This is a genomic window from Paraburkholderia sp. USG1 (assembly GCF_031570135.1).
In the GTDB taxonomy this organism is placed as follows: domain Bacteria; phylum Pseudomonadota; class Gammaproteobacteria; order Burkholderiales; family Burkholderiaceae; genus Paraburkholderia; species Paraburkholderia dioscoreae.
Genome location: NZ_JAMWXW010000010.1, coordinates 193,174 through 207,224, shown reverse-complemented (window position 1 = coordinate 207,224; position 14,051 = coordinate 193,174). Strand labels below are relative to the sequence as shown.

General features: G+C 60.1%; 14 protein-coding genes. All 14 read left to right on the top strand.

The features are described from left to right. Nucleotides 1–6 precede the first annotated feature (6 nt). Entirely contained in the window at nucleotides 7–759 is a 753-nt protein-coding gene (locus NE850_RS15930) for an ABC transporter ATP-binding protein (protein ID WP_007180040.1), read from the top strand. Between the two features lie 172 nt (nucleotides 760–931). Further along, nucleotides 932–2,890 (top strand): tRNA uridine-5-carboxymethylaminomethyl(34) synthesis enzyme MnmG, encoded by a 1,959-nt coding sequence (gene mnmG, locus NE850_RS15925; RefSeq protein WP_310698912.1) that lies wholly within the window; start codon nucleotides 932–934, stop codon nucleotides 2,888–2,890. Continuing rightward, the gene (gene rsmG, locus NE850_RS15920; RefSeq protein WP_007180038.1) at nucleotides 2,887–3,570 is read left to right on the top strand and encodes a 16S rRNA (guanine(527)-N(7))-methyltransferase RsmG; all 684 of its coding nucleotides are present in this window, start codon (nucleotides 2,887–2,889) and stop codon (nucleotides 3,568–3,570) included. The genes mnmG and rsmG overlap by 4 nt, the downstream gene beginning before the upstream one ends. 86 nt (nucleotides 3,571–3,656) lie before the next feature. Continuing rightward, nucleotides 3,657–4,448 (top strand): ParA family protein, encoded by a 792-nt coding sequence (locus NE850_RS15915; protein ID WP_007180037.1) that lies wholly within the window; start codon nucleotides 3,657–3,659, stop codon nucleotides 4,446–4,448. A gap of 18 nt (nucleotides 4,449–4,466) precedes the next feature. Beyond that, nucleotides 4,467–5,354 (top strand): ParB/RepB/Spo0J family partition protein, encoded by an 888-nt coding sequence (locus NE850_RS15910; RefSeq protein WP_007180036.1) that lies wholly within the window; start codon nucleotides 4,467–4,469, stop codon nucleotides 5,352–5,354. Between the two features lie 829 nt (nucleotides 5,355–6,183). Further along, nucleotides 6,184–6,729, top strand: coding sequence for an ATP synthase subunit I (locus NE850_RS15905; protein ID WP_310698911.1), 546 nt, complete (start codon nucleotides 6,184–6,186; stop codon nucleotides 6,727–6,729). A gap of 178 nt (nucleotides 6,730–6,907) precedes the next feature. Then, complete coding sequence (atpB, locus tag NE850_RS15900; RefSeq protein ID WP_011490292.1) at nucleotides 6,908–7,759, top strand: F0F1 ATP synthase subunit A; 852 nt, start codon at nucleotides 6,908–6,910, stop codon at nucleotides 7,757–7,759. Nucleotides 7,760–7,842: 83 nt separating this feature from the next. Continuing rightward, nucleotides 7,843–8,112 (top strand): F0F1 ATP synthase subunit C, encoded by a 270-nt coding sequence (gene atpE, locus NE850_RS15895; RefSeq protein ID WP_007180033.1) that lies wholly within the window; start codon nucleotides 7,843–7,845, stop codon nucleotides 8,110–8,112. Nucleotides 8,113–8,250: 138 nt separating this feature from the next. Next, on the top strand, nucleotides 8,251–8,721 hold the full coding sequence (locus tag NE850_RS15890; protein WP_007180032.1) for a F0F1 ATP synthase subunit B: 471 nt from the start codon (nucleotides 8,251–8,253) through the stop codon (nucleotides 8,719–8,721). A 2-nt stretch (nucleotides 8,722–8,723) separates the two neighbouring features. Further along, nucleotides 8,724–9,263, top strand: a complete 540-nt coding sequence (locus NE850_RS15885) for a F0F1 ATP synthase subunit delta (protein ID WP_007180031.1) — start codon at nucleotides 8,724–8,726, stop codon at nucleotides 9,261–9,263. A 58-nt stretch (nucleotides 9,264–9,321) separates the two neighbouring features. Continuing rightward, on the top strand, nucleotides 9,322–10,863 hold the full coding sequence (gene atpA / locus NE850_RS15880) for a F0F1 ATP synthase subunit alpha (protein WP_007180030.1): 1,542 nt from the start codon (nucleotides 9,322–9,324) through the stop codon (nucleotides 10,861–10,863). A 188-nt stretch (nucleotides 10,864–11,051) separates the two neighbouring features. Further along, nucleotides 11,052–11,936, top strand: coding sequence for a F0F1 ATP synthase subunit gamma (gene atpG / locus NE850_RS15875; RefSeq protein WP_007180029.1), 885 nt, complete (start codon nucleotides 11,052–11,054; stop codon nucleotides 11,934–11,936). A gap of 100 nt (nucleotides 11,937–12,036) precedes the next feature. Continuing rightward, the gene (gene atpD, locus NE850_RS15870; protein ID WP_007180028.1) at nucleotides 12,037–13,431 is read left to right on the top strand and encodes a F0F1 ATP synthase subunit beta; all 1,395 of its coding nucleotides are present in this window, start codon (nucleotides 12,037–12,039) and stop codon (nucleotides 13,429–13,431) included. A gap of 158 nt (nucleotides 13,432–13,589) precedes the next feature. Beyond that, nucleotides 13,590–14,015 (top strand): F0F1 ATP synthase subunit epsilon, encoded by a 426-nt coding sequence (locus tag NE850_RS15865; protein ID WP_007180027.1) that lies wholly within the window; start codon nucleotides 13,590–13,592, stop codon nucleotides 14,013–14,015. Nucleotides 14,016–14,051: the final 36 nt, after the last annotated feature.

Here is a 14,051-nt window from a genome sequence, read left to right as displayed (position 1 = left end):
AACACGATGAATGCTGCTGGTCCGATTCTCGACGTGGGCGGGTTGTCGGTCCGTTATGGCAAGGTAGAGGCGCTGCACGGCGCGGCGATCAAGGTACGGGCAGGGCAGATCGTCTCGGTGATCGGCCCAAACGGCGCAGGCAAGTCCACGCTGTTGAACGCGATCATGGGCGCGTTGCCGACCACGGGCCATGCGAAGGGCACCGTTCTGTATCAGGGCGAAGATGTCAGCGCTGTGCCGGTCGAAAAGCGTGTCGCGCGCGGCATGTGTCTCGTGCCGGAGAAGCGGGAGCTGTTTGCGTCGATGACGGTCGAGGACAACCTCGTCCTCGGCGCGTATCGGCGCAAGCGGGCAGGGGAGCGGAACTTTCTCGACCAGCTCGAGCCGGTCTTTACGCTGTTTCCGCGACTCAAGGAGCGTCGCAAGCAGGCTGCCGGAACGTTATCCGGTGGTGAGCGCCAGATGCTCGCGGTGGGCCGGGCATTGATGGGCAAGCCGGATTTGCTGATGCTGGATGAGCCGAGTCTCGGTCTTGCGCCGTTGATCGTGAAAGAGATCTTCCACATCATTAGCGCGCTGCGGCAGACCGGCGTGGCCACGTTGCTGATCGAGCAGAACGCGCGGGCCGCGCTCCAGATTTCGGATTACGGCTATGTGTTGGAAACCGGCGAACTAGCGCTGGAAGGGCCGGCGGCAGATTTGGCGCAGAATCCACGCGTGATCGAGACGTATCTCGGGCTGGCCAAAAAAGTGGCATAACGTTCGCGCGTGTCCCTAACTTCCGTTGTTCAAGGCGGTGTGTTTCACGTGAAACACACCGTTTTTTATGGATGGCCATTCGGACGAAATTCGGGCCTAAACCGAACCCGTTATAATTCGCCCATCCATTTCCTTTGAAAGGCTCACGCGATGATCTGGCGTGAGATCCGCGATGCTCTTTCCCACAGAATTTGACGTAATCGTCGTCGGCGGCGGTCATGCCGGCACGGAAGCCGCATTGGCTTCAGCTCGCATGGGCAATACGACGCTCCTGCTGACCCATAACATCGAAACCCTCGGCCAGATGAGCTGCAATCCGTCCATTGGCGGCATTGGCAAGGGCCATCTGGTCAAGGAAGTCGACGCGCTCGGCGGCGCAATGGCGGCCGCGACGGACGAGGGCGGTATCCAGTTCCGCATCCTGAATTCGTCGAAGGGCCCGGCTGTACGTGCGACGCGCGCTCAGGCTGACCGTCTGCTGTACAAACAGGCTATCCGGCACCGGCTGGAAAATCAGCCGAACCTGTGGCTGTTCCAGCAGGCGGTTGACGATCTGATGGTGGAATGCGACCGCGTCGTCGGCGCTGTGACGCAGGTGGGGATTCGTTTCCGCGGGCGGGCGGTAGTTTTGACGGCGGGGACGTTCCTCGACGGCAAGATTCACGTGGGGTTGAACAACTACACCGGCGGCCGCGCCGGCGATCCGGCGGCGGTGTCGTTGTCGGCGCGCCTGAAGGAATTGAAGTTGCCGCAAGGTCGTCTCAAGACGGGGACGCCGCCGCGTATTGACGGCCGCACGATCGATTTTTCGCAACTCGAAGAGCAGCCGGGTGATCTGGATCCAGTGCCGGTGTTCTCGTTTCTCGGGCGCGTCGAGCAGCATCCGCGGCAGGTGCCGTGTTGGGTCACACACACGAACGAGCGGACGCACGACATCATCCGCGGCGGACTCGACCGCTCGCCCATGTACACGGGGGTGATCGAAGGGGTGGGGCCGCGCTATTGCCCATCGATCGAGGACAAGATTCACCGGTTCGCTTCAAAGGAGTCGCATCAGATCTTCCTCGAGCCGGAAGGGCTGACCACGAACGAGTTCTATCCCAACGGAATCTCCACGAGCTTACCGTTCGACGTTCAACTGGAACTGGTGCGCTCGATGCGCGGTTTGGAGCACGCGCACATCCTGCGACCGGGCTACGCGATCGAATACGACTACTTCGATCCGCGTGGATTAAAGGCTTCGCTCGAAACCAAGGTTATCAACGGGCTGTTCTTTGCCGGCCAGATCAACGGCACGACCGGCTACGAAGAAGCGGCCGCGCAGGGTTTGTTGGCCGGGATCAATGCGGGTCTGTACGTGCAGGGCAAGGAAGCATGGTGCCCTCGCCGCGATCAGGCCTACCTTGGCGTGTTGGTCGATGATCTGGTGACGCGCGGCGTGTCCGAGCCTTATCGGATGTTCACGAGCCGTGCCGAATATCGTCTGAGTCTGCGCGAAGACAATGCGGATATGCGTCTCACCGAGATCGGCCGCGAGTTGGGCGTGGTCGACGACGTTCGCTGGGATGCTTTCAGCCGCAAGCGCGACGCTGTTTCACGTGAAACAGAGCGTCTTCGCACGACATGGGTCAATCCTAAGACGTTATCCACCGACGAGGCTACAGCGCTGCTCGGCAAGCCAATCGATCACGAGTACAGTCTCGCGGATCTGCTGCGCCGCCCCGGTGTGTCGTACGACGGCGTTTGCGCATTGCGGGCCGGCGCGTGCGCCGCGCCTGAAACCTTGGCGGAAGACGACGTGCTGCTCGGGCAGATCAAGGAACAGATCGAGATCGGCATCAAATATCAGGGCTACATCGACCGCCAGGCGGGTGAAATCGAGCGAAATGAGGCGCACGAAAGTACGCGTCTGCCCGAAGGGCTGGACTACGCGGAAGTCAGAGGGCTCTCGTTCGAAGCGCGGCAGAAGCTGACGCAGTTCCGTCCCGAAACTATCGGCCAGGCGTCGCGTATTTCGGGCATCACGCCAGCGGCCATTTCTTTGCTGATGGTCCATCTGAAGCGCGGCTTGGGTCGTCGCTCGACGAAGCCCGCCGAGCCGGGCACCGACAGCGCGCCGGTGACGCAATGACGGGAAGCCAGAAGGGAAGCGGTAGGGAGGCGTTGGGGCCACTGCTGGCGGACGGTGTCCGCGAACTCGGCCTCGACCTGAGCGACGCGCAACTCGGCAAGCTGCTCGACTACGTTGCGTTGCTGTCGAAGTGGAATGCCGTCTACAACCTGACGGCGATTCGCGATCCACGGCAGATGCTGATCCAACACATTCTGGATTCGCTTGCGATCGTGCCGCACCTTGCGCCGCTTGGGCCGTCCTCGGTGCTCGACGTCGGTTCCGGCGGTGGTCTGCCGGGCATCGTGCTGGCTATAGTTTTGCCCGACTGGACCGTTACCGTGAACGACATCGTTCATAAAAAGACGGCCTTCCAGGCTCAGGCAAAGGCCGAGCTAGGACTTGCAAATCTCTCGGTGGTGACCGGCCGGGTCGAGAGCTTGCAGCCGGGCGCCGAAGTACCGGCAAAGTTCGACGTAATTGTCTCGCGCGCATTCGCAGAACTCGCGGATTTCGTTACACTGGCCCGTCATCTGGTTGCGGAGCAGGGTGCGATCTGGGCCATGAAAGGCGTACGGCCGGACGGCGAGATCGAACGTTTGCCGGCCGGCGCCCACGTGGAACAGGTCATCCGACTGAACGTGCCGTCGCTCGACGCCGAGCGGCACCTGATCAAGGTTGTGGTGGACGCCGGCAGCTAGCGCCTGGCTCAGATTGCTCACCCAGCCACACCCGGCATCACACACGATTTTTATTTCATCCAGGCAGCAAAAGGGACACACCAACGATGGCAAAAATCTTCTGCGTTGCGAACCAGAAGGGCGGCGTCGGCAAGACGACGACCGCAGTCAATCTGGCCGCGAGCCTGGCAGCGCAGGGACAGCGAGTCCTTCTCATTGATCTGGACCCGCAGGGCAACGCCACGATGGGCAGTGGCATCGATAAGGCCGCGTGCGCCAATACCGTCTACGAAGTGCTGGTGGACGGCGTCGCGGTGGCCGATGCACGAGTGCGTCCAGAAGCCGTCGGTTATGACGTGCTGCCGGCGAACCGCGAACTCGCGGGTGCCGAGGTCGAACTGGTGAGCGTGCAGAATCGCGAGCGTCAATTGAAGGTCGCGCTCGCGGCAGTCGAAAACGAATACGATTTTGTGCTGATCGACTGTCCGCCGGCTTTGTCGCTGCTGACGCTCAATGGCCTGTGCGCTGCACACGGTGTCGTGATTCCGATGCAATGCGAGTACTTTGCGCTCGAAGGCTTGTCGGACCTGGTCAATACGATCAAACAGGTGCATGCCAACCTGAACCGGGATCTGAAAGTGATCGGCCTGCTGCGTGTGATGTTCGATCCGCGCATCACGTTGCAACAGCAAGTGTCGGATCAGCTGAAAGAGCATTTTGGCGACAAGGTGTTCGACGTTGTGATCCCGCGCAACGTGCGTCTTGCCGAGGCGCCCAGCTATGGTTTGCCGGGCGTGGTATTCGACAGGGCATCGCGCGGCGCGCAGGCATACGTGCAGTTCGGCGCGGAAATGATTGAGCGGGTGCGCGCATTGAATGATGCGCCCCAGGCATCCTAAGCGGATCGAGGAAGCACGATGAACGCAGTAGCGAGAAAGAAGGGGTTGGGGCGCGGCCTGGAAGCATTGCTGGGCGGCAGTGCCGACATCACCGAGGCGGTGGCGATCGAGGGTGCGCCGAATGTGCTGCCGCTCAGCAAGTTGCAGGCGGGCAAATACCAGCCGCGTACGCGTATGGACGAGGGCGCGTTGCAGGAACTGGCGGCAAGCATTCGTGCGCAGGGATTGATGCAGCCGATTCTCGTGCGTCCCGTGTCCGCGGACAGGTACGAGATCATTGCCGGCGAGCGGCGTTTTCGCGCGGCACGTCTTGCCGGCCTCGACGAAGTACCGGTGCTGGTGAAGAACGTGCCGGACCAGGCCGCCGCCGCGATGGCGCTGATCGAGAACATTCAGCGCGAAGATCTGAATCCGCTGGAAGAAGCGCAAGGCATCCAGCGCTTGCTCGACGAGTTCAATTTCACGCACGAGCAGGCGGCGGAATCGGTCGGCCGTTCGCGCAGCGCGGTATCGAATCTGTTGCGCCTGCTCAATCTGGCGTCGCCCGTACAGACCATGCTGCTGGCCGGCGATCTCGACATGGGGCATGCGCGCGCGCTGCTGGCAGTCGACGCCGCGACGCAGATCACGCTGGCCAACCAGGTCGTCAACAAACGCATGTCGGTACGCGAAACCGAAAAACTGGTGACGACGACAACCAGGACCGTGCCAGCGGTGAAGGCGCGTGCGAATCCGGACGGTGGCCGCGATACGCGACGGCTCGAAGAAGAGTTGTCGGATTTGTTGGCGGCAACCGTCAAGATCAAACTCGGCCGACGCGGGCGCGGGCAGGTGCTGGTCGACTTCGGCGATCTGGACGCACTGGAAGGCATTTTGGTGCGGTTGCGCGGCAACGCCACTGCCTGACTGGCGCGTTGAATGCGAGCGGCGTGCAAGGCTTGCGATGAGGCTTTATGCGGATCGCAAGTTGTCTGGCGCGCTGTGGGTCTATTGGGCGGTAGGTGTTGTGGCGTTGCTTTCGTAGTAGGAGCCTGCAAACGCACGTAGCGCAGGCGTTAGAGAATCCAGAAATTGACCAGTTATCGGCATTTGATGGATTCCTAAATAAATTTCGCCGCACATAGTCAGGATCGCTGATATATCCATTTTCCGACACCGAAGTCGCGATACGGATGCGTTTCCGTCTGAATCGCGTCAAGCTTGCGAGGCAGTCAGATCGCAGCGTCTGAGCGATAAGTTCACAAAGCAGGACGCGGCTTGACGCGCAATGTGAAGGCGAAGGTCGTCCCCCGCAAGCAAACTCGTTCGGCGCGACCGATGTCCTTTGCGGCTATCTCCCCTTGTCGACGTCATGCGCGAGATTGCCGGTCAGACTGTACCGATCGCCGCTTACCCGGCACCGGCGGTTATGTCCACTCGCGCAGGCAAAAATAGACGTTTGTTGCATTTTCGAGACGTCTGCTGCGGCGTTCAAACAGCCTGTCGACGAAACGCGAACTCACGCGATTCAAATCGCATGTTTTGGCTTACCCCGACAGCCTTACATTTGACGTGTTTCGCCTCGCCAGACAGTTGCTCCCGCATCGTGAAGAGGCTTTTCACGCTGGTTATTGAACGGCCTAAAGTCTTGAATTGCCTGCAACTATCGCTTACAATCGCCCGGATTTAATTGCACGGGAACCCCGTAAGCGCAGCGTAAGCTCGCGGGCTGGAACAAGACTTTCGGAACACTGCGATGGCGGTCAAAACGTCGAATCAAGCGCCGAAGAATGGGCACGACGAACACCGCGCTGAACGCAAAGCTTCCGTTGCGTCCACCGGTCAGCAAGCGGCACCTGACGAAGCGTGGGGTGTCGAGCAGCAAGATAACAATATCGTTCCGCTCACGCGGGCTGAAGCTGAAAAGCTGTTTGGTCCTGAAGTGAGTCGTCCATCGCGCGTTACGCCTTTCAAGGTCGTGGCGGCGCAAATGGCCTTGTCCCTGGGTGCTACGCTGGTGTGGTGGCTGTTTTACAAGCCGCCGGGCGCTGCTGCGCTGTCCGCGTTCCTGGGGGGAGCGATCTGCTGGGTGCCGGGCGCGTTGTTCGCGGCACGACTTAGAACGCTGAGCGGCGCTGAAACAGTCATGAGCTGGATGATCGGCGAAGCGCTCAAAATGGGGACAACGATCGCGATGTTTGTGGCCATCGCCTTCTGGTATCACGACGTACGCTGGGTTCCGCTACTCGTGACTTACCTCATCGCGCTCAAGACGTACTGGATTGCCTTGGCATGGCGCTAAGGTAGCAGCAACAAAAGTGGCAGCAAAAAAGTAGCAGCAAAGAATTCAGGCTGGCGCACAGCGCCGGCACAGGGTGTGCGGATATGACACAGTCCGCACCCGGCGTGTTCCCGTAATACAGAATTGCAGCGGGAACGGCCTAAAGACGATTTTCGACAATTTGGGTGGCTTTAACGATATGGCAGCTAGCGAAGGCACGCGCGCAATGGATCCGTCCGAGTACATCGCGCACCACTTGCAGAACTTTTCCACCGCGCACCAGACGTCGATTTTCGACATTCACGTGTGGAATCTGGACACCCTTTTCTGGTCGATCGTTTGCGGTCTGGCCACGATCTTCATCCTGCATCTTGCTGCTCGCAAGGCAACGTCCGGTGTGCCGGGTCGTTTCCAATGCGCGATCGAAATGCTGGTCGAAATGGTCGAGGATCAATCGAAGTCGATGATTCACGGCTCGCGTACCTTTATCGCACCGCTGGCGCTGACCGTGTTCGTCTGGGTCGCGCTGATGAACTCGCTCGACTTTATCCCTGTCGACCTGCCGGGCCACGTGATTGGCTGGCTGGGTTTGTCCGAAGTCATCCCGCACCACCGCATCGTGCCGACCGCCGACCTGAACGGCACGCTCGGCATCGCCCTCGGTGTGTTCGCGCTGATGATTTACTACAACTTCAAGATCAAGGGCGCCGGCGGCTTCGTGCATGAACTGCTGTCTGCTCCGTTCGGCGCGCATCCGCTCCTGTGGATCCCGAACCTTGCACTGAACATCATCGAGTTCGTTGCGAAGACGGTCTCGCTCGGCATGCGGCTGTTCGGCAACATGTACGCGGGCGAACTGTTGTTCCTGCTGATTGCCCTGCTCGGCAGCATCTGGAGCTTCGGCGCGGACACGACGGTGCTTGGCTTCATCGGCCACGTGATCGCCGGCAGCGTGTGGGCAATCTTCCACATCCTGATCGTTCTGCTGCAGGCGTTCATTTTCATGATGCTGACGCTGGTGTACATCGGCCAGGCACACGACACGCACTAAACTGCGCCGTCGGCAAAAAGAATAGTAGTTTTTTAAATCCCAGTTCCAACCAGTTCTAAAAGACTTTTCACAAAGGAGTGATCATGCAAGCTTTCATCGCCAACATCCAGGGTCTGACCGCCATCGGTATCGGCATCATCATCGGCCTGGGTGCAATCGGCGCCTGTATCGGTATCGGCCTGATGGGCGGCAAGTACATCGAAGCATGTGCACGTCAGCCTGAACTGATGAACCCGCTGCAAACCAAGATGTTCCTGCTGGCTGGTCTGATCGATGCGGCGTTCCTGATTGGCGTTGGTGTGGCAATGCTGTTTGCGTTCGCGAACCCGCTGCTGTCGAAGCTGGCAGGCTGAGGTTCCTCGGAAGTTTGCGCCTGAGCTATAACTAGTGAGGGCGCAGGGCGGAACGGGCACTCGGGCGCTGATCGAATACAGAATCGATGAGCGCCTTGCCGTTTCACTTTCCGAACTAGCAACGTTTAAGGAAACACCGTGAATCTCAACGCAACCCTGTTTGCGCAAATGGTCGTGTTCCTGATCCTCGCGTGGTTCACGATGAAGTTCGTGTGGCCGCCGCTGATCAACGCCCTCGACGAGCGCTCGAAGAAGATTGCTGACGGTTTGTCGGCTGCTGAAAAGGGCAAGGCAGAACTCGAAGCCGCTCACAAGCGCGTCGACCAGGAACTCGCTCAGGCACGCAACGACGGTCAGCAACGTGTTGCTGACGCAGAAAAGCGCGCTGTGGCAGTCGCTGACGAAATCAAGGCTCAAGCACAGGCTGAAGCCGCTCGCATCATCGCGCAAGCGAAGGCAGACGCGGAACAGCAAGTCGTGAAAGCGCGCGAAACGCTGCGCGGCGAAGTCGCCGCACTCGCTGTGAAGGGCGCTGAACAGATCCTGAAGCGCGAAGTCGACCAGGCAGCTCACGCTGACCTGCTGAATCAACTGAAAGCCGAGCTCTGATCATGGCCGAACTTGCAACCATCGCCCGTCCGTACGCAGAAGCGCTGTTTGGCGTGGCCGAAGCTGGTGACATCGCCGCCTGGTCCACGCTCGTGCAGGAGCTGGCACAGGTTGCGCGTCTGCCCGAAGTGCTGTCGATCGCCTCGAGCCCGAAAGTAAGCCGCGCCCAGGTCAGCGAACTGCTGCTCACCGCGGTCAAGTCGCCGCTCAAGGACAACGCGCAAGCGAAGAATTTGGTGCAAATGCTGGTGGACAACCATCGCCTGCCCTTGCTGCCGGAAATCGCTGTGCAGTTCGAAGAGTTGAAGAACGCCCGCGAAGGGGCGGCCGATGTGCTGATCGTCAGCGCATTCCCGCTCGAAGGCGCGCAGTTGAACGACCTCGTCGCAAGTCTCGAACGCAAGTTCAAACGCAAGCTGAAGCCGACGGTCGAAGTCGACTCGTCGTTGATCGGCGGCGTGCGCGTGACGGTTGGCGACGAAGTGCTCGATACCTCGGTCCGCGCGCGGCTTGCCAGCATGCAGACGGCTCTGACGGCCTGAAGCGCCTAACGCGCTGAAGCGGCTGGCACGCAACAGAATTGACTATCAGGAGCGAATAATGCAACTCAATCCCTCTGAGATCAGCGAGCTGATCAAGAGCCGGATCCAGGGCCTTGAAGCGAGCGCAGACGTTCGCAACCAGGGCACCGTGATCTCCGTGACCGACGGTATCGTGCGTATTCACGGCCTGTCGGAAGTGATGCAGGGCGAAATGCTCGAATTCCCGGGCAACACCTTCGGTCTCGCACTGAACCTCGAGCGCGACTCGGTCGGCGCCGTGATTCTGGGTGAGTACGAACACATTTCGGAAGGCGACATCGTCAAGACGACGGGCCGCATTCTTGAAGTGCCGGTGGGTCCGGAATTGCTCGGCCGCGTGGTCGACGCACTCGGCAACCCGATCGACGGCAAGGGCCCGATCAACGCGAAGAAGACCGACGCAATCGAAAAGATTGCTCCGGGCGTGATCTGGCGTAAGTCGGTTTCGGAACCGGTCCAAACCGGTCTGAAGTCGATCGACGCGATGGTGCCGGTTGGCCGTGGCCAGCGTGAGCTGATCATTGGCGACCGCCAGTGCGGCAAGACCGCAGTCGCAGTCGACGCGATCATCAACCAGAAGGGCAAGAACCTCTTCTGTATCTACGTCGCGATCGGCCAGAAGGCTTCGTCGATCATGAACGTGGTGCGCAAGCTGGAAGAAACCGGCGCGTTGGAATACACGATCGTCGTGGCCGCGTCGGCTTCGGAATCGGCTGCCATGCAATACCTGGCCCCGTATGCTGGTTGCACGATGGGCGAGTACTTCCGCGACCGCGGTCAAGACGCGCTGATCGTTTATGACGACTTGACCAAGCAAGCTTGGGCATACCGTCAGATCTCGTTGCTGCTGCGCCGTCCGCCGGGCCGCGAAGCTTACCCGGGCGACGTGTTCTATCTGCACTCGCGTCTCCTGGAACGTGCTGCTCGCGTCTCGGAAGAGTACGTCGAGAAGTTCACGAACGGTGAAGTGAAGGGCAAGAGCGGTTCGCTGACGGCTCTGCCGGTCATTGAAACGCAAGCAGGCGACGTGACCGCATTCGTTCCGACGAACGTGATCTCGATTACCGACGGCCAGATCTTCCTGGAAACCGACCTCTTCAACGCAGGTATCCGGCCGGCAATTAACGCCGGCGTGTCGGTGTCGCGCGTCGGTGGTGCCGCTCAGACGAAGGTTGTGAAGAAGCTGTCAGGCGGTATCCGTACCGACCTCGCGCAATACCGTGAGCTGGCTGCGTTCGCGCAGTTCGCCTCGGACCTCGACGAAGCAACCCGCAAACAGCTGGAACGCGGCCGCCGCGTGACGGAACTGCTGAAGCAGCCGCAATATCAGCCGTTGCAAGTGTGGGAACTGGCTGTCGCGCTGTTCGCAGCGAACAACGGTTACCTCGATGATCTGGAAGTTGCGCAAGTGCTGCCGTTCGAAAAGGGCCTGCGCGATTACCTGAAGTCGAAGCACGCTGACCTGATCAAGCGCGTCGAAGACACCAAGGAACTCTCGAAGGACGACGAAGCCTTGCTGCATACGGCTCTCAAAGACTTCAAGAAGTCCGGCGCTTATTGATCCGCGAGTGACCCGCAAGGCATAAACGGACCTTGAAGCGGCGCGGGCCGCAGGCAACTGAACCCGCGCTGCTTCGATCGCTTTGCATGGGACCCGAGTCAGGGTGGAAGCGCTAACTCGGGCCGAAGCTTTGCATGGGGCCCGAGTAATCGCTAAAGCGCTAACTCGGGCCGACAAAGGAGCAAGCAATGGCTGGAATGAAGGAAATTCGCGGCAAGATCAAGAGCGTGCAAAACACGCGCAAGATCACGAAAGCGATGGAGATGGTGGCCGCATCGAAGATGCGCCGCGCTCAGGAGCGCATGCGCGCTGCTCGCCCGTATGCTGACAAGGTCCGCGATATCGCTGCACACATGAGCCGCGCGAACCCGGAGTATCGTCACCCGTTCATGGTGGCGAACGAAGGTGCGAAGACGGCCGGCATCATCCTCGTCACGACTGATAAAGGTCTGTGCGGCGGCATGAACACCAATGTGTTGCGTGCGTCGCTGCAGAAATTCAAGGAACTGGAAGGCCAGGGCAAGACGATCGAAGCAACCGCGATCGGCACCAAGGGCCTGGGTTTCCTGAGCCGTCTGCGCGCAAAGGTGGTGTCGAATGTCGTGCATCTGGGCGATACGCCGCATCTGGAAAAGCTGATCGGCGCGGTGAAGGTGCAGCTCGACCTGTACTCGGAAGGCAAGGTTTCGGCGGTGTACCTGGCGTACACGCGCTTCGTCAATACGATGAAGCAGGAGCCGGTGATCGAGCAACTGCTGCCGCTGTCGGCAGACCAGTTCGAGCGCAAGGAAGAAGACGGCGCGACGCCGAGCACGCAGTGGGACTATATCTACGAGCCGGATGCGCAGGCAGTGGTGGACGAACTGCTGGTGCGTTATGTCGAAGCGCTGGTCTATCAGGCCGTCGCGGAAAACATGGCGTCGGAGCAGTCGGCACGGATGGTCGCAATGAAGGCCGCTTCGGACAACGCGAAGACGGTCATCAACGAACTGCAGCTCGTGTACAACAAGAGCCGTCAGGCCGCGATCACGAAAGAACTGTCGGAAATCGTCGGTGGCGCGGCGGCAGTCTGACCTTAACGGTCAGCACGCCGCTTCGTGTGCGCCTTCGCGGCGCACCCATCGAAACTGCGCCTTTGCGCGAGTGAAGAATTGAGTATCTAAAGGAAAAGCGATGAGTACTACTGCTTTGGTAGAAGGCAAGATCGTACAGTGCATCGGCGCGGTGATCGACGTGGAATTCCCGCGTGACCACATGCCGAAGATTTACGACGCGCTCATTCTCGAAGGTTCGGAATTGACGCTCGAAGTCCAGCAGCAGCTGGGCGACGGCGTTGTCCGCACCATCTGTCTGGGTGCATCCGACGGTCTGCGCCGCGGTACGACGGTGAAGAACACCGGCAAGCCGATCAGCGTGCCGGTCGGCAAGCCGACCCTCGGCCGGATCATGGACGTGCTAGGTCGCCCGATCGACGAAGCCGGCCCGATCAACTCGGACGTGGTTCGCGGTATTCACCAGAAGGCTCCGGCGTTCGACGAACTGTCGCCATCGACGGAACTGCTCGAAACCGGCATCAAGGTTATCGACCTGATCTGCCCGTTCGCGAAGGGCGGTAAGGTTGGCCTGTTCGGTGGCGCCGGCGTGGGCAAGACCGTGAACATGATGGAACTGATCAACAACATCGCGAAGGAACACGGTGGTTACTCCGTGTTCGCCGGTGTTGGCGAGCGTACCCGTGAAGGGAACGACTTCTATCACGAAATGAAGGACTCGAACGTTCTCGACAAGGTCGCGCTGGTATACGGCCAGATGAACGAGCCGCCGGGCAACCGTCTGCGCGTCGCGCTGACCGGTCTGACGATGGCTGAGCACTTCCGTGACGAAGGTCTCGACGTGTTGTTCTTCGTGGACAACATCTACCGTTTCACGCTGGCAGGCACGGAAGTGTCGGCACTGCTCGGCCGTATGCCGTCGGCAGTGGGCTATCAGCCGACGCTGGCTGAAGAAATGGGTAAGCTGCAAGAGCGTATTACGTCGACCAAGACCGGTTCGATCACGTCGGTTCAGGCCGTGTACGTCCCTGCGGATGACTTGACCGACCCGTCGCCGGCTACGACTTTCGGCCACCTGGACGCGACCGTCGTGTTGTCGCGTGACATCGCTTCGCTGGGTATCTACCCGGCAGTCGACCCGCTCGATTCGACCTCGCGTCAGATCGATCCGAACGTGATCGGTGAAGAGCACTACGCGATCACGCGCGGCGTGCAGCAAACGCTGCAGCGCTACAAGGAACTGCGCGACATTATCGCGATTCTGGGCATGGACGAACTGGCGCCGGAAGACAAGCTCGCCGTGGCGCGCGCTCGTAAGATCCAGCGTTTCCTGTCGCAGCCGTTCCACGTCGCTGAAGTGTTCACGGGCTCGCCGGGCAAGTACGTGCCGCTGAAGGAAACGATTCGTGGCTTCAAGATGATTGTTGAAGGCGAGTGCGACCATCTGCCGGAACAGGCGTTCTACATGGTCGGCACAATCGACGAAGCCTTCGAAAAGGCCAAGAAGATCCAGTAAAGGTCGAGTGTAACGAGGCGGGCGCCGCTCGCGCCGAAATACTACCCAGGAAGGGGTGGTATTGGGTAAAACCGGCGCCTCTTACTACGCTCAATCCAGCCTTGCATGGGACAAGAGTCAGCGTCACAGCGCTAACTCTGCTCGCCACAGGAGTCGATATGGCAACCATTAAAGTAGACGTCGTCAGCGCGGAAGAGCAGATCTTCTCGGGTCAGGCGAAGTTCGTCGCGCTGCCGGGCGAAGCAGGTGAACTCGGCATTCTGCCGGGCCACACGCCGCTCATCACGCGGATTCGTCCGGGTGCGGTGCGCATCGAAGCTGAAAACGGTGAAGAAGAGTTTGTCTTCGTCGCCGGCGGCATCCTCGAAATCCAGCCGGGCGCCGTGACGGTACTCGCCGACACCGCGATCCGCGGTAAGGATCTCGACGAAGCCAAGGCTGAGGATGCACGCAAGCGTGCGGAAGAAGCGCTGCAGAACACGGGTTCGAACCTCGAATACGCAACCGCGCAAGCGGAACTGGCGTACGCGACGGCTCAGCTCGCTGCGATCCAGCGTCTGCGTAAGCTGCGCGGCCAGCACTAAGCAATACGTATCAGAGAGAAAGCAGCCTTTCCGGCT

Bases quoted from the DNA above. Each gene is read 5' to 3' on its own strand.
- atpB (WP_011490292.1), top strand. From the start codon at position 6,908: ATGGCAGCTAGCGAAGGCACGCGCGCAATGGATCCGTCCGAGTACATC.
- atpD (WP_007180028.1), top strand. From the start codon at position 12,037: ATGAGTACTACTGCTTTGGTAGAAGGCAAGATCGTACAGTGCATCGGC.
- atpG (WP_007180029.1), top strand. From the start codon at position 11,052: ATGGCTGGAATGAAGGAAATTCGCGGCAAGATCAAGAGCGTGCAAAAC.
- rsmG (WP_007180038.1), top strand. From the start codon at position 2,887: ATGACGGGAAGCCAGAAGGGAAGCGGTAGGGAGGCGTTGGGGCCACTG.
- NE850_RS15915 (WP_007180037.1), top strand. From the start codon at position 3,657: ATGGCAAAAATCTTCTGCGTTGCGAACCAGAAGGGCGGCGTCGGCAAG.
- NE850_RS15905 (WP_310698911.1), top strand. From the start codon at position 6,184: ATGGCGGTCAAAACGTCGAATCAAGCGCCGAAGAATGGGCACGACGAA.
- NE850_RS15865 (WP_007180027.1), top strand. From the start codon at position 13,590: ATGGCAACCATTAAAGTAGACGTCGTCAGCGCGGAAGAGCAGATCTTC.
- NE850_RS15910 (WP_007180036.1), top strand. From the start codon at position 4,467: ATGAACGCAGTAGCGAGAAAGAAGGGGTTGGGGCGCGGCCTGGAAGCA.
- atpA (WP_007180030.1), top strand. From the start codon at position 9,322: ATGCAACTCAATCCCTCTGAGATCAGCGAGCTGATCAAGAGCCGGATC.
- NE850_RS15930 (WP_007180040.1), top strand. From the start codon at position 7: ATGAATGCTGCTGGTCCGATTCTCGACGTGGGCGGGTTGTCGGTCCGT.
- mnmG (WP_310698912.1), top strand. From the start codon at position 932: ATGCTCTTTCCCACAGAATTTGACGTAATCGTCGTCGGCGGCGGTCAT.
- atpE (WP_007180033.1), top strand. From the start codon at position 7,843: ATGCAAGCTTTCATCGCCAACATCCAGGGTCTGACCGCCATCGGTATC.
- NE850_RS15885 (WP_007180031.1), top strand. From the start codon at position 8,724: ATGGCCGAACTTGCAACCATCGCCCGTCCGTACGCAGAAGCGCTGTTT.